Origin of the sequence: Bradyrhizobium sp. B039, assembly GCF_038965675.1 — a bacterium.
GTDB classification, from domain to species: domain Bacteria; phylum Pseudomonadota; class Alphaproteobacteria; order Rhizobiales; family Xanthobacteraceae; genus Bradyrhizobium; species Bradyrhizobium diazoefficiens.
The window spans coordinates 3,098,491-3,123,887 of sequence record NZ_CP152416.1 but is presented as its reverse complement, the minus strand read 5'-3'; the positions used below and the strand labels follow the sequence as shown (position 1 = coordinate 3,123,887).

Annotated in this window: 21 protein-coding genes; 18 read left to right on the top strand and 3 right to left on the bottom strand. The window is 65.4% G+C overall.

The window, feature by feature from the left end:
* Positions 1–78 precede the first annotated feature (78 nt).
* Positions 79–288, bottom strand: coding sequence for a cold-shock protein (locus AAFG50_RS14595; RefSeq protein ID WP_011085938.1), 210 nt, complete (start codon positions 286–288; stop codon positions 79–81).
* Positions 289–654: 366 nt separating this feature from the next.
* On the opposite strand from AAFG50_RS14595, the gene AAFG50_RS14590 reads away from it, so the two are divergent.
* Together AAFG50_RS14590 and AAFG50_RS14585 are read left to right on the top strand one after the other, a co-directional pair.
* A complete protein-coding gene (locus tag AAFG50_RS14590; protein ID WP_028172218.1) occupies positions 655–852 on the top strand; it encodes a hypothetical protein in 198 nt (65 codons plus the stop codon).
* Between the two features lie 269 nt (positions 853–1,121).
* Positions 1,122–1,565, top strand: a complete 444-nt coding sequence (locus AAFG50_RS14585) for an SRPBCC family protein (RefSeq protein WP_028172219.1) — start codon at positions 1,122–1,124, stop codon at positions 1,563–1,565.
* A 155-nt stretch (positions 1,566–1,720) separates the two neighbouring features.
* On the opposite strand, the gene AAFG50_RS14580 is transcribed toward AAFG50_RS14585, so the two are convergent.
* A complete protein-coding gene (locus AAFG50_RS14580; protein ID WP_028172220.1) occupies positions 1,721–3,052 on the bottom strand; it encodes an Hsp70 family protein in 1,332 nt (443 codons plus the stop codon).
* 344 nt (positions 3,053–3,396) lie between these two features.
* Here AAFG50_RS14580 and AAFG50_RS14575 point away from each other — a divergent pair, with 344 nt between their 5' ends.
* From AAFG50_RS14575 to AAFG50_RS14515, 13 genes are all read left to right on the top strand, one after another.
* Positions 3,397–3,534 (top strand): hypothetical protein, encoded by a 138-nt coding sequence (locus tag AAFG50_RS14575; RefSeq protein WP_165448147.1) that lies wholly within the window; start codon positions 3,397–3,399, stop codon positions 3,532–3,534.
* A 247-nt stretch (positions 3,535–3,781) separates the two neighbouring features.
* The gene (gene oxlT, locus AAFG50_RS14570) at positions 3,782–5,068 is read left to right on the top strand and encodes an oxalate/formate MFS antiporter (RefSeq protein ID WP_011085934.1); all 1,287 of its coding nucleotides are present in this window, start codon (positions 3,782–3,784) and stop codon (positions 5,066–5,068) included.
* 250 nt (positions 5,069–5,318) lie between these two features.
* The gene (gene oxlT, locus AAFG50_RS14565) at positions 5,319–6,641 is read left to right on the top strand and encodes an oxalate/formate MFS antiporter (RefSeq protein WP_028172221.1); all 1,323 of its coding nucleotides are present in this window, start codon (positions 5,319–5,321) and stop codon (positions 6,639–6,641) included.
* Between the two features lie 201 nt (positions 6,642–6,842).
* Positions 6,843–7,271: a CBS domain-containing protein gene (locus AAFG50_RS14560; protein ID WP_028172222.1), complete on the top strand. Its 429-nt coding sequence runs from the start codon at positions 6,843–6,845 to the stop codon at positions 7,269–7,271.
* A 101-nt stretch (positions 7,272–7,372) separates the two neighbouring features.
* Positions 7,373–8,392: a 2-dehydropantoate 2-reductase gene (locus tag AAFG50_RS14555; RefSeq protein WP_028172223.1), complete on the top strand. Its 1,020-nt coding sequence runs from the start codon at positions 7,373–7,375 to the stop codon at positions 8,390–8,392.
* The gene (locus tag AAFG50_RS14550) at positions 8,392–9,177 is read left to right on the top strand and encodes a fumarylacetoacetate hydrolase family protein (RefSeq protein ID WP_039184114.1); all 786 of its coding nucleotides are present in this window, start codon (positions 8,392–8,394) and stop codon (positions 9,175–9,177) included. Before AAFG50_RS14555 ends, AAFG50_RS14550 begins: the two co-directional genes overlap by 1 nt.
* Positions 9,178–9,473: 296 nt before the next feature.
* The gene (locus AAFG50_RS14545) at positions 9,474–10,880 is read left to right on the top strand and encodes a hypothetical protein (RefSeq protein ID WP_028172225.1); all 1,407 of its coding nucleotides are present in this window, start codon (positions 9,474–9,476) and stop codon (positions 10,878–10,880) included.
* 178 nt (positions 10,881–11,058) lie between these two features.
* Positions 11,059–11,262 carry a hypothetical protein gene (locus AAFG50_RS14540; RefSeq protein ID WP_018647766.1) on the top strand — a complete coding sequence of 68 codons (204 nt, stop codon included), beginning with the start codon at positions 11,059–11,061 and terminating at the stop codon, positions 11,260–11,262.
* Between the two features lie 58 nt (positions 11,263–11,320).
* Positions 11,321–11,968 carry a hypothetical protein gene (locus AAFG50_RS14535; RefSeq protein WP_028172226.1) on the top strand — a complete coding sequence of 216 codons (648 nt, stop codon included), beginning with the start codon at positions 11,321–11,323 and terminating at the stop codon, positions 11,966–11,968.
* Between the two features lie 1,076 nt (positions 11,969–13,044).
* Entirely contained in the window at positions 13,045–14,040 is a 996-nt protein-coding gene (locus tag AAFG50_RS14530) for a nitronate monooxygenase family protein (protein WP_028172227.1), read from the top strand.
* Positions 14,041–14,278: 238 nt separating this feature from the next.
* Positions 14,279–15,247 carry a zinc-binding dehydrogenase gene (locus tag AAFG50_RS14525; protein ID WP_028172228.1) on the top strand — a complete coding sequence of 323 codons (969 nt, stop codon included), beginning with the start codon at positions 14,279–14,281 and terminating at the stop codon, positions 15,245–15,247.
* A 171-nt stretch (positions 15,248–15,418) separates the two neighbouring features.
* Complete coding sequence (locus AAFG50_RS14520; protein ID WP_028172229.1) at positions 15,419–16,792, top strand: cation-efflux pump; 1,374 nt, start codon at positions 15,419–15,421, stop codon at positions 16,790–16,792.
* 227 nt (positions 16,793–17,019) lie between these two features.
* Positions 17,020–19,350, top strand: a complete 2,331-nt coding sequence (locus AAFG50_RS14515; protein WP_011085924.1) for a PAS domain-containing sensor histidine kinase — start codon at positions 17,020–17,022, stop codon at positions 19,348–19,350.
* A 2-nt stretch (positions 19,351–19,352) separates the two neighbouring features.
* On the opposite strand, the gene AAFG50_RS14510 is transcribed toward AAFG50_RS14515, so the two are convergent.
* Entirely contained in the window at positions 19,353–20,246 is an 894-nt protein-coding gene (locus AAFG50_RS14510) for a LysR family transcriptional regulator (protein WP_011085923.1), read from the bottom strand.
* Positions 20,247–20,470: 224 nt separating this feature from the next.
* On the opposite strand from AAFG50_RS14510, the gene AAFG50_RS14505 reads away from it, so the two are divergent.
* Genes AAFG50_RS14505 through fdhF form a run of 3 tightly spaced genes read left to right on the top strand, consistent with a single transcriptional unit; the run spans position 20,471 to position 25,396 of the window.
* The gene (locus AAFG50_RS14505) at positions 20,471–20,959 is read left to right on the top strand and encodes a formate dehydrogenase subunit gamma (protein ID WP_028172230.1); all 489 of its coding nucleotides are present in this window, start codon (positions 20,471–20,473) and stop codon (positions 20,957–20,959) included.
* Positions 20,956–22,512, top strand: coding sequence for an NADH-quinone oxidoreductase subunit NuoF (locus AAFG50_RS14500; protein WP_011085921.1), 1,557 nt, complete (start codon positions 20,956–20,958; stop codon positions 22,510–22,512). The genes AAFG50_RS14505 and AAFG50_RS14500 overlap by 4 nt, the downstream gene beginning before the upstream one ends.
* A 10-nt stretch (positions 22,513–22,522) precedes the next feature.
* Positions 22,523–25,396 (top strand): formate dehydrogenase subunit alpha, encoded by a 2,874-nt coding sequence (gene fdhF, locus AAFG50_RS14495; RefSeq protein WP_028172231.1) that lies wholly within the window; start codon positions 22,523–22,525, stop codon positions 25,394–25,396.
* Position 25,397: the final 1 nt, after the last annotated feature.

The window sequence follows — 25,397 nt, the reverse complement described above, 5'->3', positions numbered from 1 at the left end:
GGACAAAACCCGCTCAATCCAGGGATCGAGCGGGTCGCATGGCCGTTTCAGTACATCCGTGAAACGGCACTGGAGAGCTTAGGCCAGCGAGAGATTCTCAGCGCTGACCTTGCCCCGCATCTTGTCGGTCTTGGCCTCGAAGTTGACCTTCTGGCCCTCGGCGAGACCCGAAAGACCAGCCCGCTCGACCGCGCTGACGTGAACGAACACGTCGTTGCCGCCGTCGTCGGGCTGAATGAATCCAAAGCCCTTCTGGCCGTTAAACCACTTCACTGTACCTGTCGGCATTGTTCTTCTCCAAAGCGCGCATGCGCGTAACCCGCGTGACGCTCACGCAGAATCGATTCAATTCGTCGATGTCTCTGGAAAAAGGAGCCCGCGGGCGCATTCAACAAGGCACAGCGGCTGAACGAATGGCGATAGGCTATACCCCATCACGGTCAGTTACAAGGCTTGGGCCGGATTTAATTGCGCGCCCGCGCCGGCGGAACGGTTGAAGCTCGCGACACTTCCCGGCGAACAACGTGTCTTAGTAGACATACACGCCACGGATTTGTGGGTATGCTTCCTCATCACCGCCCGGCCCGTGGCTTCTACCGGTGATGAGAACGCCAGTTGCGCTCCCGCCCCCATCCGAACAAGGGGAGCATTGTCATGGAACGGCGTCGCTTCAAACAAAGTCAAACTCTGAAACAGCGGCTCGTCAATGAGGTCGGCCGTCTGCGCGACGAGGCCCGCTTACTCCCTCCCGGCCGGCGCCGCGAGATGCTGCTGCGAAGGGTGCGGCAGGACGAGACGGCCATCCAGATCGACGCGTGGCTCAGCTCTCCGGGCCTGAGGGCGCCGACGTAACGCAGCGATATCGGGGTTTCGCGGGATAGAGCAGGTCAATTCGCCGCGATGAAAAGCCGCCCGGTCGAATCCCGCCGGAACGTCAGTGGAGATGCGTGGGCAGAATTGCGGCAACGCCGCAGGATATCGCCGCAGTGTGGAACATACGGCCAGCCCCCCTAAAAAAATCGGGATGTCCTGTCGGGTCGACGACGTCTTGCTCGTCCTCGTATCATGAACGGGCAACAGACGTTGATGTCGCGCCCGCCAATGCAAGAGGATGAATGAACATGCCCAGCACTGTCCGCCTGCACCGCGTTCTCACGACCAGCCCCGAGAAAGTCTATCGCGCCTTCCTCGATGCCGATGCGCTGGCAAAATGGCTTCCGCCGAACGGCTTCACCTGCACCGTGCATCATTTCGAGCCGAAGGTCGGGGGCACGTTCAAGATGTCGTTCCGGAACTTCACAACGGGCAACAGCCACGCCTTCGGCGGCGAATATCTCGAGCTCGTCCCCGGCGAACGTCTGCGCTACACAGACAAGTTCGACGACCCCAATCTGCCCGGCGAAATTCAGGTGACCGTGCTGCTGAAGAAAGTCTCGGTCGGCACCGAGGTGGACATCACGCAGGCCGGCATCCCGGACCTCATCCCGCCGGAAGCCTGCTATCTCGGCTGGCAGGAATCGCTACGGAATCTCGCGAAGCTCGTCGAGCCCGACATCAAGCAATAGCAATGACTGGGTGGGGAGCTTCCTTGCGGCCGATCCTTCGAGACGCCCGCTTTGGCGGGCTCCTCAGGATGAGGTCGTGCTTCGCGGCGAAGTCCCTCATGGTGAGGAGCGCCGCCTCACGGAGCGTCTCGAACCATGAAGGCCGAGAGGGTGCCCTACCCGCCCGCCTTCGGCGCCAGCCCACCGTCTGCGGTCCAGCGATCGGGATCTGGACTGTGTCCGATCAGCGCGAGGCCGTAGGCGATCGACTCGAACTGGTCGCCCGACATCAGCCGCTCGTTGCCGAACCGGTCGGCGAACAGCTTTCGGACGGCGGGGACGAACGATGTGCCGCCGGTCAGAAACACCTTCTCCACCTCGCGCGCGGTGATGCGGGCTTCGCCCAGCACCTTGTCGACGGTCGCCCCCAGCCTGGCGATATCGTCGGCAATCCAGGATTCAAAATTCTTCCGCGTGATGGTCGAGCCGATATCGACGCCGCCGCCCTTGAAACGGAAGTCCACCTGATCCTGCGCCGACAGCGCGACCTTGGCGTTCGACACCGCGCGGTACAGCGAAAAGCCGAGGTCGAGATCGACGATGGTGATGAAATCCTCGAGCAGCTCCGGCTTCAGCGCGCTGCGCGCAAGCTCGCGGAGCTCGCGCAGATCGCCGTTGCTCTTCATCATCGCGAGCTGATGCCAACGCGCGAGGTTGGTGTAGTGGCCGCTGGGAACCGGCAGCACCTTGTCGAACGAGCGGAAGCTGGAGCCCTTGCCGAGCCGCGGCGAGACGACGTGGTCGACGATGCGGTAATCGAACGTGTCGCCCGCAATGCCGATGCCGGCATGACCGAGCGGCTCGGCGCGCAAGGCGCCGCCTTTGCGCGAGAAGCGCATCACGGAGAAGTCGCTGGTGCCGCCACCGAAATCCGCGACCAACACGGTGGCATCGCGCTCCAGCCGGCGGGCGAAGGAGAACGCGGCGCCCACGGGCTCGTAGACATAGCGCGCGTGGCCGGCGCCCAGGCGCTCGAACGCGGCCCGGTAGCGCTGCATCGCCAGCGCCTCGTCGGGATTGCCGCCGGCGAAGCGCACGGGACGGCCGACCGTGATCGTTGACGTCTCGAAGCCGAACCGGTCGCCGCCATGGCGCGCCAGCGTGCGCAGGAACGCCGCCAGAATATCCTCGAACTTGTAGCGCTGCCGGAACACCTGGGTGGTGTTGAAGCTGCTGCTCGCGGCGAAGGTCTTGAACGACTGGAGGAAGCGGTAGACGTGGCGTCCTTCGAGAAACTGCTCGATCGCCCACGGGCCGCCCTCGGCCTGGGCGCCGGCTCCCGGCCGGTCCTCCCAGAAGCACAGGGCCGACACATAGACGCTGTGGCGCTGTCCGCCGTGATCGAAGCGGATGGCCTCGACCCGGCGGTCGTCCGCCGCGAGGGCAATGACCGTATTGCTGGTCCCAAAATCGATGCCGATCGAGACGGCGGGCGAGGCGCTCGACATGAACCACTCTGACAGATGATTGGAAGGGGGCAGACCACTAGCGGCTTTGACTTGCCGTGCCAAGACCCGGCCCGCGGCTTGCCCCCGCCGGAATTCGTGCCCGTAGGGCGACCGTTTAAGCCAGTTGCGGCGGCAAACTGGGGCATTTCGGAGCCGGCAGCGCATTTCGGCTGCCCTTCCAGCAATTTTAGGCCCGGTGCGGCCCCTTTAACGGAGCATTATGCTGCAATGCGGGATGACGCATGCTGCTATGCAATGGCATGCATAGACATTGGCATCTGGTATACATAAATTCCCTTTCGAAATGAGACAGCGCTACTGACCGTCTCAAGAAAGGAATTCCGATGTCCAAGACCGCTTCCGTCGCCCTCGCCCCCTCCTCCACCCTGTTCGCGCGTTTCATGGCCGCGGTCGACCGCTTCCTGATGGCCAGCGCCGAGATCTCGAATCACAACGGCGACCTGCCGCGTTTCGGCCTGTAAGCGCGCGCTTCCTGCGCCGCGGGAGCCGCACGCCGGTTTCACAGGTGCCGACATGCTACTTTTGATGAATGGCCCCGCAGGACGGGGCCATTTCTACTTGTGCTGTCCTGAGTCACTGCCGCGGCCGGAGAAGGGTCCTGCGGCATTTGCGCACGGTGACCGGACCAGCGCTTGAACCTTGGCATAATGAATACAAGAATGCCTCTCCAGCGCTCGCAGAAAAATTAGAGGCGCCACGGGAGGCTTTATGACGGACATGGTGCAGGCAACGGCCCCTACAACCGCGCGCGTTAGCGACACGTATCGCTGGGCGCAATTGGCGATCGGTGTAGCGGCGATGGTGATGATCGCCAACTATCAATATGGCTGGACGTTCTTCGTCCCCGACATCCAGAAAAAGTTCGGCTGGGATCGCGCGTCGATCCAATGGGCCTTTACTCTCTTCGTGCTGTTCGAGACCTGGCTGGTGCCGGTCGAAGGCTGGTTCGTCGACAAATACGGTCCGCGCATCGTCGTGCTGGTCGGCGGCGTGCTCTGCGCCATGGGTTGGGCGATCAACGCACAGGCCACCACGCTCAACGGCTACTATCTCGGCATGATCATCGCAGGCATCGGCGCCGGCGGCGTCTATGGCACCTGCGTCGGCAACGCGCTGAAATGGTTTCCCGACAAGCGCGGTCTCGCTGCGGGCATCACGGCGGCCGGCTTCGGTGCAGGCTCCGCGCTGACGGTCGCGCCGATCCAGGCCATGATCAAGGACAGCGGCTTCCAGACCACCTTCCTGTATTTCGGCCTCGGGCAAGGCCTCATCATCTGCATCCTCGCCTTCTTCCTGCTGGCGCCGAAGCCTGGCCAGGTGCCGGTCGTCGTGGCGAACGCCGCGCTGGTGCAGACGCGTCGCAACTACCAGCCGACCGAGGTGCTGCGTCAGCCGATCTTCTGGCTGATGTACTTCATGTTCGTGATCGTCGGCGCCGGCGGCCTGATGGTGACGGCCAATTTGAAGCCCATCGCGGTTGACTGGAAGGTCGACAGCGTTCCGGTGACGCTGATGGCGGTGACGATGACCGCGGTGACCTTCGCAGCCACGATCGACCGCGTGCTCAACGGCCTGACGCGTCCGTTCTTCGGCTGGATCTCCGACATGATCGGCCGCGAGAACACGATGTTCATCGCCTTCGGCATGGAAGGTGTTGGCATCTGGATGCTCTACCTCTGGGGCCACGATCCCATCTGGTTCGTGCTGCTCTCGGGCTTCGTGTTCTTCGCCTGGGGTGAGATCTACTCGCTGTTCCCCTCGACCTGCACCGACACGTTCGGCGCCAAGTTCGCGACCACCAATGCGGGCCTGCTCTACACCGCAAAGGGCACGGCCGCGCTGCTGGTTCCGATCGCCAATTACATGCAGCAGTCGTCGGGGACCTGGGACAGCGTGTTCATCATCGCAGCCGGCGCCAACATCATGGCCTCGGCGCTGGCGATCGCGGTGCTCAAGCCCTGGCGCAAGGTCGTGGTGGCGAAGTCCACGGTCTGACGCGCTTCACCACACTTCATTCTGACGGGACGCCCGGCCTTATGGCCGGGCGTTTTCGTTTCGAGGATTCGGAACCCGTGTCCGAATGGAACTGCCGATTTTGTAACGGGCGAGCCAAGATTGGGCTTGCATTCTGGGATATGGTATACCAAGCTTCGGGCCGCGCTTGCGACGATAAGCCACAATATTTGCGACATCAGGTCATCTTGGCAACCGGTGTCGACCAGACAAGCGCGTTGGGAGGTTCTTGATGATTTCCAGCACGGACGGCGCCGTCACGGCCGCGCCTCTTCGCACAGGTTTCCGTTGGTTCCAGCTTGCCATGGGCATCGTCTGCATGGCGATGATCGCCAACCTGCAATATGGCTGGACGCTGTTCGTCGATCCGATCGATGCGGCCCACCATTGGGGACGCGCCGCGATCCAGCTCGCTTTCACCATCTTCGTCGTCACCGAAACCTGGCTGGTGCCGGTCGAGGCCTGGTTCGTCGACAAGTACGGCCCCCGCATCGTCATCATGTTCGGCGGCGTGATGATCGCGCTGTCCTGGGTGCTCAACTCCTACGCCGACTCGCTCACCCTGCTCTATGCGGCCGCGATCGTCGGCGGCATGGGCGCGGGCGCCGTCTACGGCACCTGCGTCGGCAACGCGCTGAAATGGTTTCCCGACCGCCGCGGCCTCGCCGCCGGCGCGACGGCCGCCGGCTTCGGCGCGGGCGCCGCGCTCACCATCGTGCCGATCGCGACCATGATCGCCGCTAGCGGCTATCAGAGCGCGTTCTTCACCTTCGGCATCGGCCAGGGCCTGATCGTCTTCGTGCTCGCCTTCTTCATCCAGCCGCCGCGGATCTCGATCCCGCCGAAGAAGAAGCAGCTCAACCTGCCGCAGACCAAGATCGACTTCACCCCGCCGCAAGTGCTGCGCACCCCTATTTTCTGGGTGATGTACCTCGTCTTCGTCATGGTCGCTTCCGGCGGCCTGATGACCGCGGCGCAGATCGGCCCGATCGCACACGACTTCAAGATCGCCGACACGCCGGTGACGCTCGCCGGCTTCCAGATGGCGGCGCTGACCTTCGCGATCTCGCTCGACCGCATCTTCGACGGCTTCGGACGTCCGTTCTTCGGCTGGGTCTCCGACACGATCGGCCGCGAGCACACCATGTTCATCGCCTTCGGCACCGCCGCAGTGATGCTGCTGACGCTGTCGGCCTACGGCCACGTTCCGATCGTGTTCGTGCTCGCGACCGCCATTTACTTCGGCGTGTTCGGCGAGATCTACTCGCTGTTCCCCGCGACCTGCGGCGACACTTTCGGCTCGAAGTTCGCGACCACCAACAACGGCATGCTCTACACCGCGAAGGGCACCGCCTCCCTGCTCGTTCCGCTCGCAAGCGTGATCTCGGCAACGTACGGCTGGAAGGCCGTGTTCGTGGTCGCGGTCGCCTTGAACGCGACGGCGGCGCTGACGGCGCTGTTCGTGATCAAGCCGCTGCGCCGCTCCTTCATCCTCGGCAAGGAAGCCGAGAGCGCAAGCCCTGCAACGGGCGACGCCAAGACCGAGACGGCGTGACAAGCCACAGACTTTGCACGGTTGAAAAAGGGGCGCAGAATGCGCCCCTTTCTTTTTGGCCAAGGTTTTTTGGCCGAGGCCGGAGGCACCGCAAACGTCAATAATGCTGTCGCAAGATTTTTCGGATCCGCCAAATCCAGCGCTTGACGACTGGCATTATGTATACCACACTTACCTCGTCATTCACCTAGGGAGGTTGCAATGCTGGTCGGAGACATTCTGCGCAAGAAGACGCCGCGCGTTGTCACGGTGCGAATGAACGAAACGGTGGGTATCGCCGCCAAGCTGATGCGCGCCAACAACATCAGCGCCCTCGTGGTGAAGGACGTGGTCCGATCCGAGGGCAACACCGCGGTCGGCATGTTCACCGAGCGCGACGTGGTGCGCGCCGTCGCCGAGCACGGCGCCAATGCCATCAACGTCAAGGTCTCGCAGCTCGTGTCGGTGCAGCAGCTCGTCTCCTGCACCTCGAGCGATACGATCGAGCACGTGCGGCATCTGATGAACCGTCATCACATCCGCCACCTGCCCGTGATCGACGATTACAGCCTCATCTCCGTCATCAGCATGCGCGACATCGCCGCTGCCGTTGACGAGGCGATCAACGGCACGCCGCAAGCAGCAGCTTAAAGCGCCACGACCCTTCCCCTGCGACTACCGGCCCCGGCTCGGATCCCTCCGCGCCGGACCGGATCCTTCGTCCCAAAATTCCGGTCACCCGCGAGGATTTCATGAAGATCTGCATCTACGGCGCCGGCGCAATCGGCGGATATCTCGGGGTTCAGCTGGCGCGCGCCGGCGCCGACGTCAGCCTGGTCGCACGCGGCGCGCATCTCGCCGCGATGCGCGAGCGCGGCCTGACGCTTCTCGCGGGCGACGAGACGCACACCGTGCATCCGCGCTGCACCGACGATCCCGCCGAGCTCGGCGTGCAGGACTACATCATCATCACGCTCAAGGCGCATTCGATCACCGGCGTGATCGAGAAGATGCAGCCGCTCTTGGGCCCGCACACCCGCATCGTCACCGCGGTCAACGGCATCCCCTATTGGTACTTCTACAAGCACGGCGGCAAATACGAGAATTCGACGCTGGAGAGCATCGACCCCGGCGGCCGGCAATGGCGCGAGATCGGCGCCGAGCGCGCCATCGGCTGCATCGTCTATCCCGCCACCGAGATCGAGGCGCCCGGCGTGATCCGCCACGTCTACGGCAACAATTTCCCGCTCGGCGAGCCCTCCGGCGAGATCACATCCGACGTGCAGCGCCTCGCCGATCTCTTCGTCGCCGCCGGCCTGAAGGCCCCGGTGCTCGACCGCATCCGCGACGAGATCTGGCTCAAGCTCTGGGGCAACGTCTGCTTCAACCCGATCAGCGCGCTCACGCACGCAACGCTCGACGTGATCTGCACCGATCCGGCCACGCGCGCGCTGTCGCGCGCGATCATGGTGGAGACCCAAGGCATCGCCGAGACGTTCGGCGTCAAATTCCGCGTCGATGTCGAGCGCCGCATCGAGGGCGCCCGCAAGGTCGGCGCGCACAAGACCTCGATGCTCCAGGACCTCGAGCGCGGCCGCCCGATGGAGATCGACCCGCTCGTCACCGTGGTGCAGGAGATGGGCCGCCTCACCGGCATTTCCACGCCCGCACTGGACTCGGTGCTGGCGATGGTGACCCAGCGCGCCCGCATCGCCGGTCTCTATGACGGTGTCTCCACGCCCACCGATCCCCGCGCGCTGGCGGTGGCGTGATGACCGGCGAGATCAGGAAATGGCTGCGCTTCCGGAATAATGGCACGACCGGTTTCGGCACGCTGACCTCATCCGGCATCAGCGTGCACGAGGGCGAGATGTTCGGCCGCCATGCAGCTACCGGCAGGACGCTGGCGCTGTCGGAGGTCGAGCTGCTCGCACCCTGCGCACCCAGCAAGATCGTCGCGCTCTGGAACAACTTTCACGCGCTCGCGGCCAAGCTGAACCAGCCCGAGCCGCCGGAGCCGCTCTACCTGCTGAAGGCCACGACCAGCATCGCGGCCCCCGGCGCGGTGATCCGCCGTCCCTCTTATTACGACGGCAAGACCACCTATGAGGGCGAACTCGGCATCGTCATCGGCAGGACCTGCGCCCGCGTCTCGCCTGGTGAGGCCGACAGCTTCATCTTCGGCTATACCTGCGTCAACGACATCACCGCCAACGACATCCTGACCAGCGATCCCACCTTCCCGCAATGGGCCCGCGCCAAGGGCATCGACGATTACGGCCCGTTCGGCCCCACCATCGCGACCGGCCTCGATCCGGCCAAGCTCGTGGTCCGCACCATCCTCAACGGCGCGGAGCGGCAGAACTACCCGATCTCGGACATGATCTTCAGCGCGCAGGAGCTGGTGAGCAGGATCTCCCACGACATGACCCTGCTCCCCGGCGACCTCATCGCGGTCGGCACCTCGGTCGGCGTCGGCGTGATGAAGGAGCCGGTGAATACGGTCACCGTCGCGATCGACGGGATCGGCGAGCTCACCAACGAGTTTCGGCTCTAGCTCTCCGTCATTCCGGGGCGGCGCAAGGCGCCGCGCCCGGAATCCATTTATCCGCAGTCTCTGCCGCCCGATGGATTCCGGGCTCGCGACTTCGTCGCGCCCCGGAATGACAGCGAAGGGCCGCAGCCCCCTCGGGAAAACTCGGCACCTCATGCCGCTCTCCACCGTTCAGCTGATGCAATCAGTCGTGGATCGCGCGGCCGGATACATACCGCTCCCCCGCGCGCCCCTTGATCTCGGTTCCGCTCTCCAATAGCAATCATGGCGAAAATGTGTGCCGGCGTGAGGAAGTCACGATGTGGCTGTTTTTCCTGGTTGCCTGGTTCGTCCTGCTCGCTGCCATCGCGATCTTCGCCCAGCAGGCGTTCGGTTACGACGTCACCCACCTGCCCGCCTTGTTTGCGGGCCTTCCCATGCCGCAGCGCATCGCGACCGGCGCGCTGCTGGCCGTGGCGCTGGCGCTGATCGGCGCAACCGCCTTTCGGCTCTCGCGCCAGGATCGGCGACTGGGCAAGCTGCGCGACCGCCTGAAGAAGACCCGCGAAGACGTCGTCGTCGCGCACGCCCTGCAAAACCACCTCGACGCCACCGTCCAGCACCTGATCGAGAGCGACCCGAGGGAGGCCGTCTCCGCCCTCCACGACAAGCTGGGCGAGACCGAGCAGCGCGCCCTGCTCCAGCAGGGCCGCAACGAATCCACCGACATGCACGACCAGCTCGCCGAGATCCGCCGCCGCCAGCAGGGCCTGCGCGAGATGGTCGGCAAGGTCGCCGAGCAGCGCCGCGCGGTTGAGCCGATTTTCACCGAGATCCGCGACCGCCAGAACCAGCTCGAACGGTCGCTCCACGACCTCGAGACCGACGACCGCAAGAACAACCTCGCCGACCGGCTCAAGGACATCGCGCACGACATCTCGGCGCTGCTCGCGCGGGTGAACACGGTCCAGGACACGTTCGCGACCCTGAACCAGTACAAGGAAGATCTGGCGAAATCCCACGCCGAGCTCATGCCGCTGCGATCGACGGACGCCGGTATCAACGCGCTGATCAGCGAGCTCGGCCTCAGCCACGACCGCCTCGCCAAGAGCATCGACGAGCTCGAGACCGGCGGCGAAGCGCCGCTCGGCACCCGCGTCGAGACGCTGTCGAAGAACAGGATCGAGATCGAGCAGCGCCTCGCCCGCATCGACGACAGCTTCAACATCCTCAAGACGATCCGCCTCGACTTCGAGGAGCTCGGCCAGCGCCAGGCCCAGCTCGAACGCTCGCTTGCGGAGATCGAGACCGATCCCGACGGCACGACCCTCGTCGACCGCCAGAACGCGCTGAACGATTTCGTCATCCAGTCGCGCCAGCGCCTCGGCGCGTTGCAGGAGACGCTGGCGACGCTGAACGCCTTCAAGACGGACTTGTCGAAGTCTCAGGCCGACCTCGTCCCGCTGAAGGCCCCGGTGTTCGGCATCGAGGCGCTGATCGCGGAAGTCGGCACCACCCGCGACCTGCTCGCCAAAACCGTCGGCGAGATCGAGGCGAACGGCGGCGTGCCCCTCGCCTCGCGCGTCGACGCGCTGGCGAAAAGCAAGCGCGACGTCGAAGACCGCCTCGCCCGCATTTTCGACAATTTCAATGCGCTCGATGCCTTGCGCAAGGACATCGGCGGCATCTTCTCGACGATCAGGAACAGCCTGAACCGGATCGGGTGAGGAAACGCTCGCGGCCGTGGACGCTGCCGAAACATCCAGACACATCACATCTCCGCGCGCCCGACATATGCCGCCAACATGTCCCGCGCGCGCCGCAACTTGGACGCATTCGGCCGCCCTTCTGTGAGGTGTGTCTGGGGGCACGGCACCGCCGTGTTTGGACCAAACCTTCAGGGGTATGACTGTGAAGAAGATTGTATTTGTTCTGGGTGCGACGCTTGCTCTGGTGACGGCTGCGAACGCTGCCGATTTGCCGCGCCGGCAGCCCGTGCCTGTCTATCCGGCGGAGCAGGCGCCGATCGGCAAGATGCCGATTGGCAAGAGCCCGGTTGGCAAGGCCCCGATCGGCAAGGCGCCCGGCCCGGTCGCGGCGCGCTACTGACGCACGGCGACATACGCGCAGCATCTGCGTAAGCGGCCGACAGTCGAGGGGGCACAGCGTGACGAACAAACCTGATCGATCGGGATCCTGCATCCTTGCGGGGTTCGCGCTCGCGGCGATGATCGCGTGCACGACGCCCTCGGCCTCGGCCCACGAAGCGAACAAGCGCATGGCCGACGCCAATGCGCTTGCGACGACCGACACCGCATCGCGACCGGCGCCGCAGTCGCGGCGGCCCGTCGCGCGTGCGGAGAAAGGCCCCTACTACGTCGACTTCCGCGCCCGGACGGCGGCGAGCTGGGGCCACGCCTTCGTCTGGTACGGCAAGACCAGCGAGCGCGCCGTCGAGGTCGCGGGCCTGACGCCCGCCGGCGACACCCTTGCTTACGTGCTCGGTCACCTCACCTGGGTGCCGTCAGAGACCGGCGCGAGCTACGGCGATCTCGATCCGGAATATCTGACCGCGAGCTATCGCGTCTATCTGAACGAAGCCGACGCCAAGCGCGTGTTCGCCTACATCAAGAAATTGCAGTCGAGCTCGCCGGTCTGGAACGCCGAGACCACCAACTGCACCGGCTTCATCGGCGACATCGCCGAGTTCATGGGCTTGAAGGTCCCCTATCGCTGGCAGCGCCCGGAGAACTTCGTCAACAGCCTCAAGGAAATGAACGGCGGCCGACAGATGGTGCGGCTGTCGGCGGAGTAGCCGAAGCCTCAAAGCCCTTGCGGGCTACGACATCTCGCGAACATTCGGGTCCCGTTATCACCCCCTGGCTGTCATTGCCCGCGAAGCGAAGCAATCCAGTATTCCAGAGGCGGCGCGGTAACACGGAGACGCCGCGGCGTACTGGATGCCCCGGTCAAGCCGGGGCATGACAGCGTAGGGTGGAGCGGCACCTCGCCCGTCGGGCAAGACACCCCGCACAAATCTCCCGCCTCGCCTGTCAATCCGCCGCCGCAGATATATTCCACTTTACCGAAATTCGGATTTATCGTACACACGAAACACCCTGGCCCGAGACAAGGGGCGGATCGCGATCGTCACGAACCGCGGGCCGGGCAGCGATGGACGCGACGGCGTCGGGCGCGGGCAGCATTGCAGGGCGGGAAACCGTGAGCAAGGCGCGCTCGCACGAACGACACGGCGCCGACAGCGTCTTCGCATGGCTTCGGGCGCGAGCACACGCCAGCTCTCGAAGTCCCAGCGAGGACGTGCGCGGACGGCGAAGTCGTGTGGTCCTGACGCCCGGGGTCTGTGCGTCAAGTCTTGTGGTGATATGCGCGGCCCGACCGGACCGCGTGCATCAGCCATCCGCAAGGCGACGGGGGCAATAGTGCATCGCTCCCCGGGGAGAGCACGAAGTAAGCCGTAACCCATCGCGCAGGGAAGGCCGGGCGTCCGGCGAGACCTGTGGTCCACCCCGTGTGCATCTTTTGTAGCGCACGGACTTGCGGGTGCCAGCCGCGCCCGGCCTTCCCTGCGCCCTTGTTCCGATGAGGGCAATGCGATGAAGCAAAGCTCGGGCGGGATGCGCCGCGAGAAGGCGAAGGTGTGCCTTGCGGTACGGGAGCGAGTTGCGGCCGCGAGCTCAATTTTATGACCGTCATGACGGGACGAATACTGCAGCCCCCCAATTATCCGCCCCACGGAATCCCCCCGCCTCCCGCATGATCGCCCCGCCGTCACCGCACGCTCCCGCAATAGACTTTTCGCGACCTCGGCGGCATCCTGCCGCCATCAATCGATAACAGGGCCTGCCACGCAGGCGGGGGAAACGCATCATGTTGCAGACACGGTTCACCAAGCTCGTCGGCGTCGAGCACCCGATCGTCCAGGGCGGCATGCAATGGGTCGGGCGCGCCGAGCTGGTCGCCGCCGTTGCGAATGCCGGCGCGCTCGGCTTCATCACGGCGCTGACCCAGCCGACGCCTGAGGATCTGACCAAGGAGATCGCGCGCTGCCGCGACCTCACCGACAAGCCGTTCGGCGTCAACCTCACCATCCTGCCCGCGATCAAGCCGCCACCCTACGCCGAATACCGCGCCGCCATCATCGAGAGCGGCATCACGGTGGTCGAGACCGCCGGCAACAAGCCGCAGGAGCATGTCGACGAGTTCAGGAAGCACGGCGTCAAGGTCGTGCACAAATGCACCAGCGTTCGCCACGCGCTCTCCGCCGAGCGCATGGGCGTCGACGCCATCTCGATCGACGGGTTCGAATGCGCCGGCCATCCCGGCGAGGACGATACGCCCGGCCTGATCCTGATCCCGGCCGCCGCCAACAAGGTCAAGATCCCGATGATCGCCTCCGGCGGCTTCGCCGACGCGCGCGGCCTCGTCGCGGCGCTGGCGCTCGGCGCCGAGGGCATCAACATGGGCACCCGCTTCATGGCCACCAAGGAGAGCCCGATCCACCAGTCCATCAAGGAGAAGATCGTCGCCAATGACGAGCGCGAGACCGAGCTGATCTTCCGCACCATGCGCAACACCTCCCGCGTCGCCAGGAACGCGGTCTCGACCAAGGTCGTCGCCATGGAGAAGGAAGGCGCCAAGTTCGAGGACATCCGCGAGCTCGTCGCCGGCGCCCGCGGCAAGATGGTCTATGCCACCGGCAACTCCGACGAAGGCATCTGGTCGGCCGGCCAGGTCCAGGGCTTGATCCACGACATCCCGAGCTGCGCCGAGCTCGTCTCCCGCATCGTGTCCGAAGCGCAAGCCATCATCAGAAGCCGGCTGGAGGGAATGGTCGTTCAGCCGCAACGCGAAGCGGCGGAATAATTCGCTGAAGTGATTTGAACACGACGCCCGCCACGCCGAAGGTATGCTCCCTCGCCCCGCTTGCGGGGAGAGGGTTGGGGTGAGGGAGAGTCTCCGCGCTGACGGTGACAATTGGACTCGCGGAGACTCCCCCTCACCCGCCGCGCGTTCCGCGCGTCGGCCTCTCCCCGCAAGCGGGGAGAGGCGAAGAACGGCTCCGCTCTTCACCTACAAACTCAATTGAGCTCCGAGGTAATGCATGAAGGCTTACGTCTACGGCCCTGAGGGCGCTAGGATTTCCGACGTCGCTCAACCAAAACCTAAGGGCACACAGGTGCTCGTCCGCGTCCGTGCCTGTGGCTTGAACCGTGCCGACACCGGCATGCGCAAGGGCCACGCCCATGGCGCAGCGGGCGGGGTCGGAACCGTGCTCGGCATGGAATGGGCCGGCGAGGTCGCCGAGCTCGGACCGGATGCCAAGGGCGTGAAGGTCGGCGACCGTATCATGGGCTCGGGCGGCGCGGCGTTTGCCGAGTACACGCTGGCCGATCACGGCCGGCTGTTCCGCGCGCCCTCGAACATGAATTTCGAGGAGGCCGCCACCCTGCCCGTCGCGCTCGCGACCATGCACAACGCGGTCGTCACCGTCGGCGGCGTGCAGGCGGGCCAGAGCGTGCTGATCCAGGGCGCCAGCTCCGGCGTCGGCCTGATGGCGATGCAGATCGCCAAGCTCAAGGGCGCCAAGCTGGTGATCGGCTCGTCGACCGACGCCTATCGGCGCGGCCGGCTGACGGAGTACGGCGCCGACCTCGCCGTCGACTCCTCCGATCCCAAATGGGTCGAGGAGGTGCTGAAGGCGACGAACGGCGAAGGCGTCGATCTCATCGTCGACCAGGTCTCCGGCAAGGTCGCCAACCAGAACCTCGCCGCCACCAGGATCAAGGGCCGTATCGTCAACGTCGGCCGGCTCGGCGGCACCCATGCCGATTTCAACTTCGACCTGCACGCCGCGCGCCGCATCGACTACGTCGGCGTCACCTTCCGCACCCGCACCATCGAGGAAGTCCGCGAGATCTTCGAGGAGGTCCGCAAGGACATCTGGGGTGCGGTGGAAGCGCGGAAGCTGCAACTGCCGATCGACAGGGTGTTTGGATTCGCCGACATCGACAAGGCGTTCGAGCACATGGAAGCGAACAAGCATCTGGGGAAGATTGTCGTGACGGTGTGAGGGTGGCCGTCATTCCGGGGCGGCTCGAAGAGCCGAACCCGGAATCTCGAGATTCCGGGTTCGCCCTTCGGGCGCCCCGGAATGACATCGTGACCGCTCCTGCAACTCACTAGCGACTACTCCTGTGGATCATCGCTTGATGTCCCGCGCCGGGCTGCTAAATCCCCCGCCATGACCTCCCAGCACAACAAGACCTCGGTCGCGGCCATCTCGATCTTCGCCAGCGGCGGCATGGCGGCGGCGAAGTTCGTGGTCGGCGTGGCGATCGGCTCGCTCGCGCTGATCTCGGAAGCCCTGCACTCCTCGGTCGACCTGGTCGCGACCATCATCACCTGGGCGGTGGTGCGGGTGTCCGACAAGCCGGCCGACGACGAGCACCATTACGGCCACGGCAAGCTGGAGAGCATCTCCGCGCTCGGCGTCACCGCCCTGCTCTACGTGCTCGCCGGCGGCATCCTGGTCGAGGCCTACAGCCGGCTGCGCGAGGGAACCCCGCCGCCGACCATTTCGGCCATACCGTTCGTGGTGCTGGTGATCGACATCGTCGTCAACCTGTGGCGCGCCCGCGCCCTGCACCGCGCCGCGCGGGAGACGCGCAGCCAGGCGCTCGCCGCCGACGCGCTCCACTTCGCCTCCGACGTCATGGGCTCCTTCGCCGTGATCGTGGGCCTGATCCTCGCCGCTCTCGGCTTCTGGTGGGGCGACGCGGCGGCTGCCGCGGCGGTCGCGGTGATGATCGCGGCGCTCGGCCTGCGCATGGCCGGCTCGACCGTGCAGACGCTGGTCGACCGCGCGCCGGAGGGCGCGCAGGAGAAGGCCACGGCCGCGATCCGCAGCGTCCCCGGCGTGATCGGCGTCGAGCGGCTGCGGGTGCGCATGGTCGGCGCGACCACCTTCATCGACACCATCGCAAAGGTGCCGCGGACCTATCCGATCGACCGCGTCGAGGAGATCAAGCGCAAGGTGCAGGCCGCCGTCGACAAGGCATTCGGCGATGCCGACCTCACCTTCACCCCGGTCCCCGTCGCCCGCGACAACGAGACCGTACGCGACCGCATCATGGTGATCGCCCGCAATTCGAGCCTCGCCGTCCACCACGTCACGGTGCACGACCTCGGCGCCAAGCTGATCGTCAGCATCGACCTCGAGGTCGACGCCGGCATGCGGCTCGACGCCGCCCACGACGTCGCCAACACGCTGGAGCGGAACATCCAGGAGGAGTTCGGCGCCGACGTCGAGGTCGACGTCCATATCGAGCCTCTGGAACCGGAACTGCCGTTCGGCGTCGATGCCACGCCGGAACGGGTGCAGACCATCGCCGCCGCGTTGGCCGAATTCGCCGGCGAGGGCGAGATCCACGACATCCACAATGTGCGCGTCCGCAACACCGATGCCGGCGAGATCGTCAACTTTCATTGCCGCGCCACGCCGTCGATGAGCGTGATCAAGGTGCACGAGCATGTCGACGCGATCGAGCGCGCGTTGCGCCGCGCGTTCCCGAGCGTGAAGCGCGTGATCAGCCACGCCGAGCCGCCGCGCACGTGACGCAGAATGTGCGAGGAGTCACACGTTCTCGTTTCGGACTCGTCACGCACGTGAGTTTGCGGGCATGCGACGCGCAAACTGCTCATTGGATAAGAATAAATTCGCGTTAACGATTCGTTGACTCTCGACAGCCCGGCAAAACTGGATTCAAATCGGTGTGATTCGGAAGCGATGTGGGGCTGCTTCCGAACTCAAGTTGCAAGCAAGTTTTCCAGGGGGCCGAAGGCATGTCGCGTGCAGACGCCGCGAACGCGTGCGTCCAATCCGATTCGATCAAAGGATTGGCGCAATCGATCGCGAAACCTGCCTATCACCGGCTGCTGATCGCGGAGCCGGCGCTGCGTCGCGCCGTGCCGACGCTCATCATCGCGTTCCTGATCACGATCTGCCTCGGCGCGTTCGTGCAGGTCGTCGACCAGACGCGCCAGAAGCGGCTGGTGATCCGCCATGACATCTCGGCACTCGCCGATTTGCTCGCCGAGCGCATCGACCGCCTCACCTCCTCGCGGCAGGAACGGCTGAAGAACATCGAAAGCCTGCCGGCGCTGCTGCCCGACCTGATCCCGTCCTGGGGCACGGCCACGGGCCGCCATGTCATAGTCACCTCGGCCGGCGTCGACCGCCGCATCCTCGCCCGCATTCCCGTCGACAGCGATCCCTCGGGCAACGATCGCCTGCTCGATTCCATCACCACGGCGCAGTTGCTCGCGGCGCCGCCGCGCGACGGCAACATCTCCGACATGACGCTGCCGAACGGCAACGCCGCGATGGCGATCTCGCGGCAGATCAAGTCGCTGCCCGGCTTCGTCACCGTGATCCAGGAGCGCAACGAGCCGATCTGGGGCTCGGACGCCGCGCTCTCGGTGACGCTGTCGGCCACCACCGGCTTCGTCGTCCTGATCCTCGGTTTCGCCTTCCACTGGCAGTCGACCCGCGCCCGCGAGGGCGATCTCATCAACGACGCGGTGCGCGGCCGCATCGACACCGCGCTCAACCGCGGCCGCTGCGGCCTCTGGGACTGGGACCTGTCGCGCGGCCGGATCTTCTGGTCGCAGTCGATGTTCTCGATGCTGGGCCTCGACGGCCGCAACGAGCTCCTGACCTTCGGCGAGGTCAACGCGCTGGTGAAGTCCGACGACATCGACCTGTTCGAGATCGCCGACCAGCTCATCTCCGAGAAGATCGACCACATCGACCAGACCTTCCGCATGCAGCATGTCGACGGTCACTGGATCTGGCTCCGTGTCCGCTGCGAAAAGACGAGCGGTGCGACCGACTCCAGCGTTCACCTGATCGGAATCGCCGTCGACATCACCGAGCAGAAGAGCCTCGCCGAGCGCACGGTGGAAGCCGATTTGCGCCTGCGCGACGCCATCGAGACCATTCCGGAGGCCTTCGTGCTGTGGGACGCGAGCGACCGCCTCGTGCTCTGCAACTCGCACTTCCAGCGCCTGCACAAGCTGCCCGACAGCGCCGTCATTCCCGGCACCTCCTACGAAACCGTGCTCGAGGTCGGCCGCATGCCGGAGGTGCGCACCCGCCACAACGAGACGGCTGCCCAAGGCCCGGGCGCGCGCACCTTCGAGGCGCAGCTCGACGACGGCAGCTGGCTGCACATCAGCGAGCGCCGCACCAAGGACGGCGGCTACGTCTCGGTCGGCACCGACATCACCCGCATCAAGGAGCACGAGCAGAAGCTGGTCGACAACGATCTGCGCCTGCGCGCCACCGTCATCGACCTGAAGCGCTCGCAGGCCGCGCTCGAACGCCAGACCAACGAGCTCGCCGACCTCGCCGAGAAGTATCAGCGCGAGAAGACCCGCGCCGAGGAAGCCAACCAGACCAAGTCGAAATTCCTCGCCAATATGAGCCACGAGCTGCGCACGCCGCTCAACGCCATCATCGGCTTCTCCGAGATCATGGGCTCGGGCCTGTTCGGCGAGCTCGGCAGCGAGAAGTACCAGGAATATTGCCAGGACATCCTGACCAGCGGCCACTACCTTCTCGAAGTCATCAACGACATCCTCGACATGTCCAAAATCGAGGCCGGCCGCATGAAGCTCGACATGGAGGAGCTCGACCTCGCGCGGACGCTCGCGGAATCCCTGCGCGTCGTCTCCGGCCGCGCGCAGGACAAGCACCTGACGCTCGATGCCGATATCGAGAAATCGATCTCCGTCGTCGCCGACCGCCGCGCCACCAAGCAGATCATCGTCAACCTGCTCTCGAACGCGGTGAAGTTCACGCCCGACGGCGGACGCATCGTGGTGCGCAGCCGGCAGCTCGACGACAGGATCGTGCTGATGATCGCCGACACCGGCATCGGGATCGCCCCGCACTCCCTGGCGCGGCTCGGACGCCCGTTCGAGCAGGTCGAGAGCCAGCTCACGAAGACCTATCACGGCTCGGGGCTGGGCCTCGCCATCGCCCGCTCGCTGGCGCAACTCCACGGCGGCTCGATGCGGCTGCGCTCGAAGATCGATGTCGGCACCGTCGTCCGCGTGACGCTGCCGCGCGACGCCGTCAAGGCGGCGTCCGGGATATCGGCCGCGGCCTGAAGCTACAATTGCAGCGTCGGCGCGACCTCGCGCGCGACATTGACCAGCGCCGCGATCAGCGGCGTCATCGGATCGCGCTGCGGGATCACCATGCCGATGCTGTAATTGACCTCGGGGTCGACAATCGGGATCGAACGCACGGTATCGGACAGGCCAAGCGTCTCGGCGAGCTTGGCCGGCATCACGCTCGCCCAGCGTCCCGTCTTCACGTGCGTGAACAGCACGAGCAGCGAGTTCGAGGTCAGCGTCGGCGTCGCCTCCGCGCCGACCGAGCGCAGCGCGCGGTCGATGATGCGGCGGTTCTGCATGTCGGGCGTGAGCAAGCACAGCGGCACCTGCCCGACCTCGGTCCAGGTCACCGTCTCGCGATCACCGAACATCGCATCAGGCGCGGTGAGGAGGCGATAGCTCTCGTTGTAGAGCGGAATGGTGCGCACCTTGCCGATCGGCTCGTTCTCGATATAGGTCAGCCCCGCGTCCACCTCGAGATTTTCGAGCAGCCCGAGCACCTCCGATGACGTTGTGGACTGGATCCGGAAGCGCACCTCGGGATGCCTGGCGCGGAACGGCGTCGTCAGCGCGGCAACCATGCCGAGCACGGTCGGGATTGCCGCGATGCGGATCTCACCGGAGAGCTTGTCCTTCAGCGAGTTGATCTCCTGGCGCATCGCGCGGGCATCGCCAACGATCCGCCGCGCCCAGTCCAGCGCCCGCTCGCCCTCGGGCGTAAAGCCCTGGAAGCGGGACCCGCGCTGGACCAGCATCACGCCGAGGATCTCCTCAAGCTGCTTGAGCCCGGTCGACATCGTCGGCTGGGTGACCCCGCAGGCTTCCGCCGCGCGTCCGAAATGCCGTTCCTTCGCCAGCGCCAGCAGCAGTTCAAGCTTGTCGATCAACCGGACGTCCCCTCGAATTCTGTCGTGGCATGCAAGCTAGCACGGCAGGTCCTTGCCAACACGGAAAAACCGGCAGGCGAAATGCGATTAATTGCACTTCCGTATCGATCGATTGCATCCGCCAATCGATCTGAATTCGCAATCGCAGCATGAGACAGCTTTATTGATCTTCGAATGATTCCAAATAGTTTGCGAGGCAGGAACGCTCAGGTTGAGAACAAAGAATGACAGCGACTTACGAGCCTTGTTACGAGCCTTGGGACGAGACGCGCGGCGCCGAGATCATCGCCGAACATGCAAGGCAGGAGGGCGCGACGCTGGTCATCCTGCATGCGCTCCAGGAGGCGTTCGGCTACGTGCCGGAGGCCGCCATTCCCATGGTGGCGCAAGCGCTCAATCTGTCGCGCGCCGAGGTGCATGGCGTATTCACGTTCTATCATGATTTCAGGCACAAGCCGGCCGGCCGCCACGTGCTGAAGCTTTGCCGCGCCGAGGCCTGCCAGGCTGCGGGCGGCGATGCGCTGGCCGCGCGTGCCGAGGCCAGGCTCGGCGTGTCGCTTGGCAACACGACGGCCGATGATCGCGTCACGCTGGAGCCGATCTACTGCCTCGGACTCTGCGCGACCGCACCGTCCGCGATGCTCGACGGCCGCCTCGTCGGCCGGCTCGACGAGAAGCGTCTCGATGCGCTGGTTGCGGAGGCACAGCGATGAGCATGCGTCTCTTCGTCTCACGCGACGCGGGTGCGTTGGCCGTCGGCGCCGACGAGGTTGCGCTGGCGCTGGAACAGGCTGCGGCCAAGCGCGGCGTCGCCGTCGAGATTATCAGGACCGGCTCGCGCGGCATGTACTGGCTGGAGCCGCTGGTCGAGGTCGCGACGCCGCAGGGCCGGATCGCGTTCGGCCCGGTCACCGAGACCGATGTACCCTCCCTGCTCGACGCGCTCGCCAGCAATACGCCGCATCTGCTGCGGTTAGGGGCGACCGACGAGATTCCCTGGCTGAAGCGCCAGACCCGCCTCACCTTCGCCCGCTGCGGCGTGATCGATCCGCGCTCGCTCGAGGACTACCGCGCCCACGGTGGCTACAAGGGCCTGGAGCGCGCGCTGTCGCTCGGCTCGGAGGCCATCCTCACCGAGGTCACCGCATCGGGCCTGCGCGGCCGCGGCGGCGCGGGCTTTCCGACCGGCATCAAATGGAAGACGGTTGCCCAGGCCAAGGCCGACCGCAAGTTCATCGTCTGCAACGCCGACGAAGGCGACAGCGGTACCTTCGCCGACCGCATGATCATGGAAGGCGATCCCTTCCTGGTGATCGAGGGCATGACCACCGCCGGCATCACCGTCGGCGCGACCAAGGGCTACATCTACATTCGCAGCGAATATCCGCACGCGGTCGAGGCGATGAAGGCCGCGATCCAGGCTGCGAAGCGCGGCGGTTATCTCGGCGACAAGATCGGCGGCTCGACCTACAGCTTCGACCTCGAAGTCCGCGTCGGCGCCGGCGCCTATGTCTGCGGCGAGGAAACATCGCTGCTGGAGAGCCTCGAAGGCCGCCGCGGCATCGTGCGCGCCAAGCCGCCCCTGCCGGCCCATCACGGCCTGTTCGGCAAGCCGACCGTGATCAACAACGTGCTGTCGTTCGCGGCGATCCCCTTCATCCTCGCCGAAGGCGCCAAGGCCTATGCCGATTTCGGCATGGGCCGCTCGCGCGGCACGATGCCGATCCAGCTCGCCGGCAATATCCGCCATGGCGGCCTGTACGAGACCGCCTTCGGCGTGACGCTGGGCGAGCTTGTTGACGACATCGGCGGCGGCACGTTCACGGGCCGCCCGGTCCGCGCGGTGCAGGTCGGCGGGCCCCTTGGCGCTTACTTCCCCCGCGCGCTGTTCGACACGCCGTTCGACTACGAGGCCTTTGCTGCGCGTGACGGGCTGATCGGCCATGGCGGCATCGTCGTGTTCGACGACAGCGTCGACATGCGCAGGCAGGCGCGCTTCGCGATGGAATTCTGCGCCGTCGAATCCTGCGGCAAGTGCACGCCCTGCCGGATCGGCTCGACCCGCGGCGTCGAGACCATCGAGAAGATCATCAACGGCGAGCGCGTCAGCGAAAACCTCGCGCTCGTCGAAGACCTCTGCAACACCATGAAATTCGGCTCGCTCTGCGCGCTCGGCGGCTTCACGCCATATCCTGTGCTCAGCGCATTGAAGCACTTCCGGGAGGACTTCGTCCCGGCGCCGACCACGCTTCAGGCCGCGGAATAGGAGAACGACAATGTCTCTGATCGAAGAAATCGACTTCGGCACGCCGCGCGCCAAATCGGGAACGATGGTGACGCTGACCATCGACGGCAAGGAGATCTCGGTGCCCGAGGGCACCTCGATCATGCGCGCGGCGATGGAAGCCGGCCACCAGATCCCGAAACTCTGCGCGACCGACATGGTCGATGCATTCGGCTCCTGCCGCCTCTGCCTCGTCGAGATCGAAGGCCGCGCCGGCACGCCGGCCTCCTGCACCACGCCTGTGATGCCGGGCCTCGTCGTGCACACCCAGACCGACCGGCTGAAGAAGCTGCGCAAGGGCGTGATGGAGCTCTATATCTCCGATCACCCGCTCGACTGCCTCACCTGCGGCGCCAACGGCGATTGCGAGTTGCAGGACATGGCCGGCGCCGTGGGCCTGCGCGACGTGCGCTACGGCTACGAGGGCGAGAACCACGTCTTCGCGAAATCCAAAGGCGAGGTCAACGCCGCCTGGATGCCGAAGGACGAGTCCAACCCCTACTTCGCCTACGATCCCTCCAAGTGCATCGTCTGCTCGCGCTGCGTCCGCGCCTGCGAGGAGGTGCAAGGCACCTTCGCGCTGACGATCTCGGGCCGCGGCTTCGACAGCCGCGTCTCGCCCGGCATGAGCGAGAGCTTCCTGGGCTCCGAATGCGTCTCCTGCGGCGCCTGCGTGCAGGCCTGCCCGACCGCGACGCTGACCGAAAAATCCGTCATCGAGATCGGCCAGCCCGAGCATTCGGTCGTCACAACCTGCGCCTATTGCGGCGTCGGCTGCGCCTTCAAGGCGGAGATGCGCGGCGAGGAAGTCGTGCGCATGGTGCCGTACAAGGACGGCAAGGCCAATCGCGGCCATTCCTGCGTCAAGGGACGCTTCGCCTGGGGCTACACCAACCACAAGGAACGCATCCTCAAGCCGATGATCCGCGAACGGATCGAGGATCCCTGGCGCGAAGTGTCCTGGGATGAGGCGTTCTCCTTCGCCGCCGCCAGGATGCGCGGCATCCAGAAGAAGTACGGTCGCGACGCCATCGGCGGCATCACCTCGTCCCGTTGCACCAACGAAGAGACCTATTTGGTGCAGAAGCTGATCCGGGCCGGCTTCGGCAACAACAATGTCGATACCTGCGCCCGCGTCTGCCACTCGCCGACCGGCTATGGCCTGTCGCAGACCTTCGGCACGTCGGCCGGCACCCAGGACTTCGACTCCGTGGAGAACACCGACGTCGCCGTCGTCATCGGCGCCAATCCGGCCTCCGCACACCCCGTCTTCGCCTCGCGCCTGAAGAAGCGCCTGCGCCAGGGTGCCAAGCTGATCGTGATCGATCCGCGCCGCACCGAGATGGTGGAATCGCCGCATGTGAAGGCGCTGCATCTGCCGCTGATGCCCGGCACCAACGTCGCGGTCGTCACCGCGCTGGCGCATGTCATCGTCACCGAGGGCCTCGTCAACGAAGCCTTCGTGCGCGAGCGCTGCGACTGGACCGAGTTCGAGGAATGGGCCGCCTTCGTCGCCCAGCCGAACAACAGCCCGGAAGCAACGGCGATCCTCACCGGCGTGGACCCCAAGGCGCTGCGCGAAGCGGCCCGCATCTACGCCACCGGCGGCAACGGCGCGATCTATTACGGTCTCGGCGTCACCGAGCACAGTCAGGGTTCGACCACGGTGATCGCGATCGCCAACCTCGCGATGGCGACCGGCAATATCGGCCGTCCCGGCGTCGGCGTGAACCCGTTGCGCGGCCAGAACAACGTGCAGGGCTCCTGCGACATGGGCTCGTTCCCGCACGAGCTGCCCGGCTACCGCCACATCTCGGGCGATGCCGTGCGCGACCAGTTCGAGGCGCTCTGGAACGTCAAGCTCAACCCGGAGCCGGGCCTGCGCATTCCCAACATGTTCGATGCCGCGATCGAGGGCACGTTCATGGGCATCTACGTGCAGGGTGAGGACATCCTCCAGTCCGACCCCAACACCTCGCATGTGGTGGCGGCGCTGTCGGCGATGGAATGCGTGATCGTCCACGACCTGTTCCTGAACGAGACCGCGAACTACGCCCACGTCTTCCTGCCCGGCTCGAGCTTCCTCGAGAAGGACGGCACCTTTACCAACGCTGAACGCCGCATCCAGCGCGTGCGCAAGGTGATGACGCCGAAGAACGGCATGGCCGACTGGGAAGTCACCATCGGCCTTGCCAAGGCCATGGGCTTCGAGATGAACTACAGCCACCCGTCCGAGATCATGGACGAGATCGCGGCGCTGACGCCGACCTTCACCGGCGTCTCCTACGCCAAGCTCGACGAACTCGGCTCGGTGCAGTGGCCGTGCAACGAGAAGGCGCCCGAGGGCACGCCGGTGATGCATATCGACGGCTTCGTCCGCGGCAAGGGCAAGTTCATCGTCACCGAATATGTCGCGACCGACGAGCGGACCGGCCCACGTTTCCCGCTGCTGCTCACCACGGGGCGCATCCTCAGCCAGTACAATGTCGGCGCGCAGACAAGGCGGACCGAGAACGTGGTCTGGCATGCCGAGGACCGGCTGGAGATCCACCCACACGACGCCGAGCAGCGCGGGGTGCGCGACGGCGACTGGGTGCGGTTGACGAGCCGCGCCGGCGAGACCACGCTGCGCGCGGAGATCACCGATCGCGTCGCGCCGGGCGTCGTCTACACCACCTTCCACCACCCGGACACACAGGCCAACGTCATCACGACGGACTATTCGGACTGGGCGACCAACTGTCCCGAATACAAGGTCACGGCGGTGCAGATCTCGCCGTCGAACGGCCCGTCCGACTGGCAGAAGTCCTATGACGCGCAGGCGCGGCACTCCCGCCGCATCGCGCCCGCCGAGGCTGCGGAGTAAG

Excerpts from the sequence above, each read along its gene's own strand:
- AAFG50_RS14530 (WP_028172227.1), top strand. The coding sequence starts at position 13,045 with ATGTTGCAGACACGGTTCACCAAGCTCGTCGGCGTCGAGCACCCGATC.
- AAFG50_RS14545 (WP_028172225.1), top strand. The coding sequence starts at position 9,474 with ATGTGGCTGTTTTTCCTGGTTGCCTGGTTCGTCCTGCTCGCTGCCATC.
- fdhF (WP_028172231.1), top strand. The coding sequence starts at position 22,523 with ATGTCTCTGATCGAAGAAATCGACTTCGGCACGCCGCGCGCCAAATCG.
- AAFG50_RS14595 (WP_011085938.1), bottom strand. The coding sequence starts at position 288 with ATGCCGACAGGTACAGTGAAGTGGTTTAACGGCCAGAAGGGCTTTGGA.
- AAFG50_RS14575 (WP_165448147.1), top strand. The coding sequence starts at position 3,397 with ATGTCCAAGACCGCTTCCGTCGCCCTCGCCCCCTCCTCCACCCTGTTC.
- AAFG50_RS14505 (WP_028172230.1), top strand. The coding sequence starts at position 20,471 with ATGACAGCGACTTACGAGCCTTGTTACGAGCCTTGGGACGAGACGCGC.
- AAFG50_RS14520 (WP_028172229.1), top strand. The coding sequence starts at position 15,419 with ATGACCTCCCAGCACAACAAGACCTCGGTCGCGGCCATCTCGATCTTC.
- AAFG50_RS14540 (WP_018647766.1), top strand. The coding sequence starts at position 11,059 with ATGACTGTGAAGAAGATTGTATTTGTTCTGGGTGCGACGCTTGCTCTG.
- AAFG50_RS14590 (WP_028172218.1), top strand. The coding sequence starts at position 655 with ATGGAACGGCGTCGCTTCAAACAAAGTCAAACTCTGAAACAGCGGCTC.
- oxlT (WP_011085934.1), top strand. The coding sequence starts at position 3,782 with ATGACGGACATGGTGCAGGCAACGGCCCCTACAACCGCGCGCGTTAGC.
- AAFG50_RS14500 (WP_011085921.1), top strand. The coding sequence starts at position 20,956 with ATGAGCATGCGTCTCTTCGTCTCACGCGACGCGGGTGCGTTGGCCGTC.
- AAFG50_RS14560 (WP_028172222.1), top strand. The coding sequence starts at position 6,843 with ATGCTGGTCGGAGACATTCTGCGCAAGAAGACGCCGCGCGTTGTCACG.
- AAFG50_RS14550 (WP_039184114.1), top strand. The coding sequence starts at position 8,392 with ATGACCGGCGAGATCAGGAAATGGCTGCGCTTCCGGAATAATGGCACG.
- AAFG50_RS14555 (WP_028172223.1), top strand. The coding sequence starts at position 7,373 with ATGAAGATCTGCATCTACGGCGCCGGCGCAATCGGCGGATATCTCGGG.
- oxlT (WP_028172221.1), top strand. The coding sequence starts at position 5,319 with ATGATTTCCAGCACGGACGGCGCCGTCACGGCCGCGCCTCTTCGCACA.
- AAFG50_RS14525 (WP_028172228.1), top strand. The coding sequence starts at position 14,279 with ATGAAGGCTTACGTCTACGGCCCTGAGGGCGCTAGGATTTCCGACGTC.
- AAFG50_RS14585 (WP_028172219.1), top strand. The coding sequence starts at position 1,122 with ATGCCCAGCACTGTCCGCCTGCACCGCGTTCTCACGACCAGCCCCGAG.
- AAFG50_RS14515 (WP_011085924.1), top strand. The coding sequence starts at position 17,020 with ATGTCGCGTGCAGACGCCGCGAACGCGTGCGTCCAATCCGATTCGATC.
- AAFG50_RS14580 (WP_028172220.1), bottom strand. The coding sequence starts at position 3,052 with ATGTCGAGCGCCTCGCCCGCCGTCTCGATCGGCATCGATTTTGGGACC.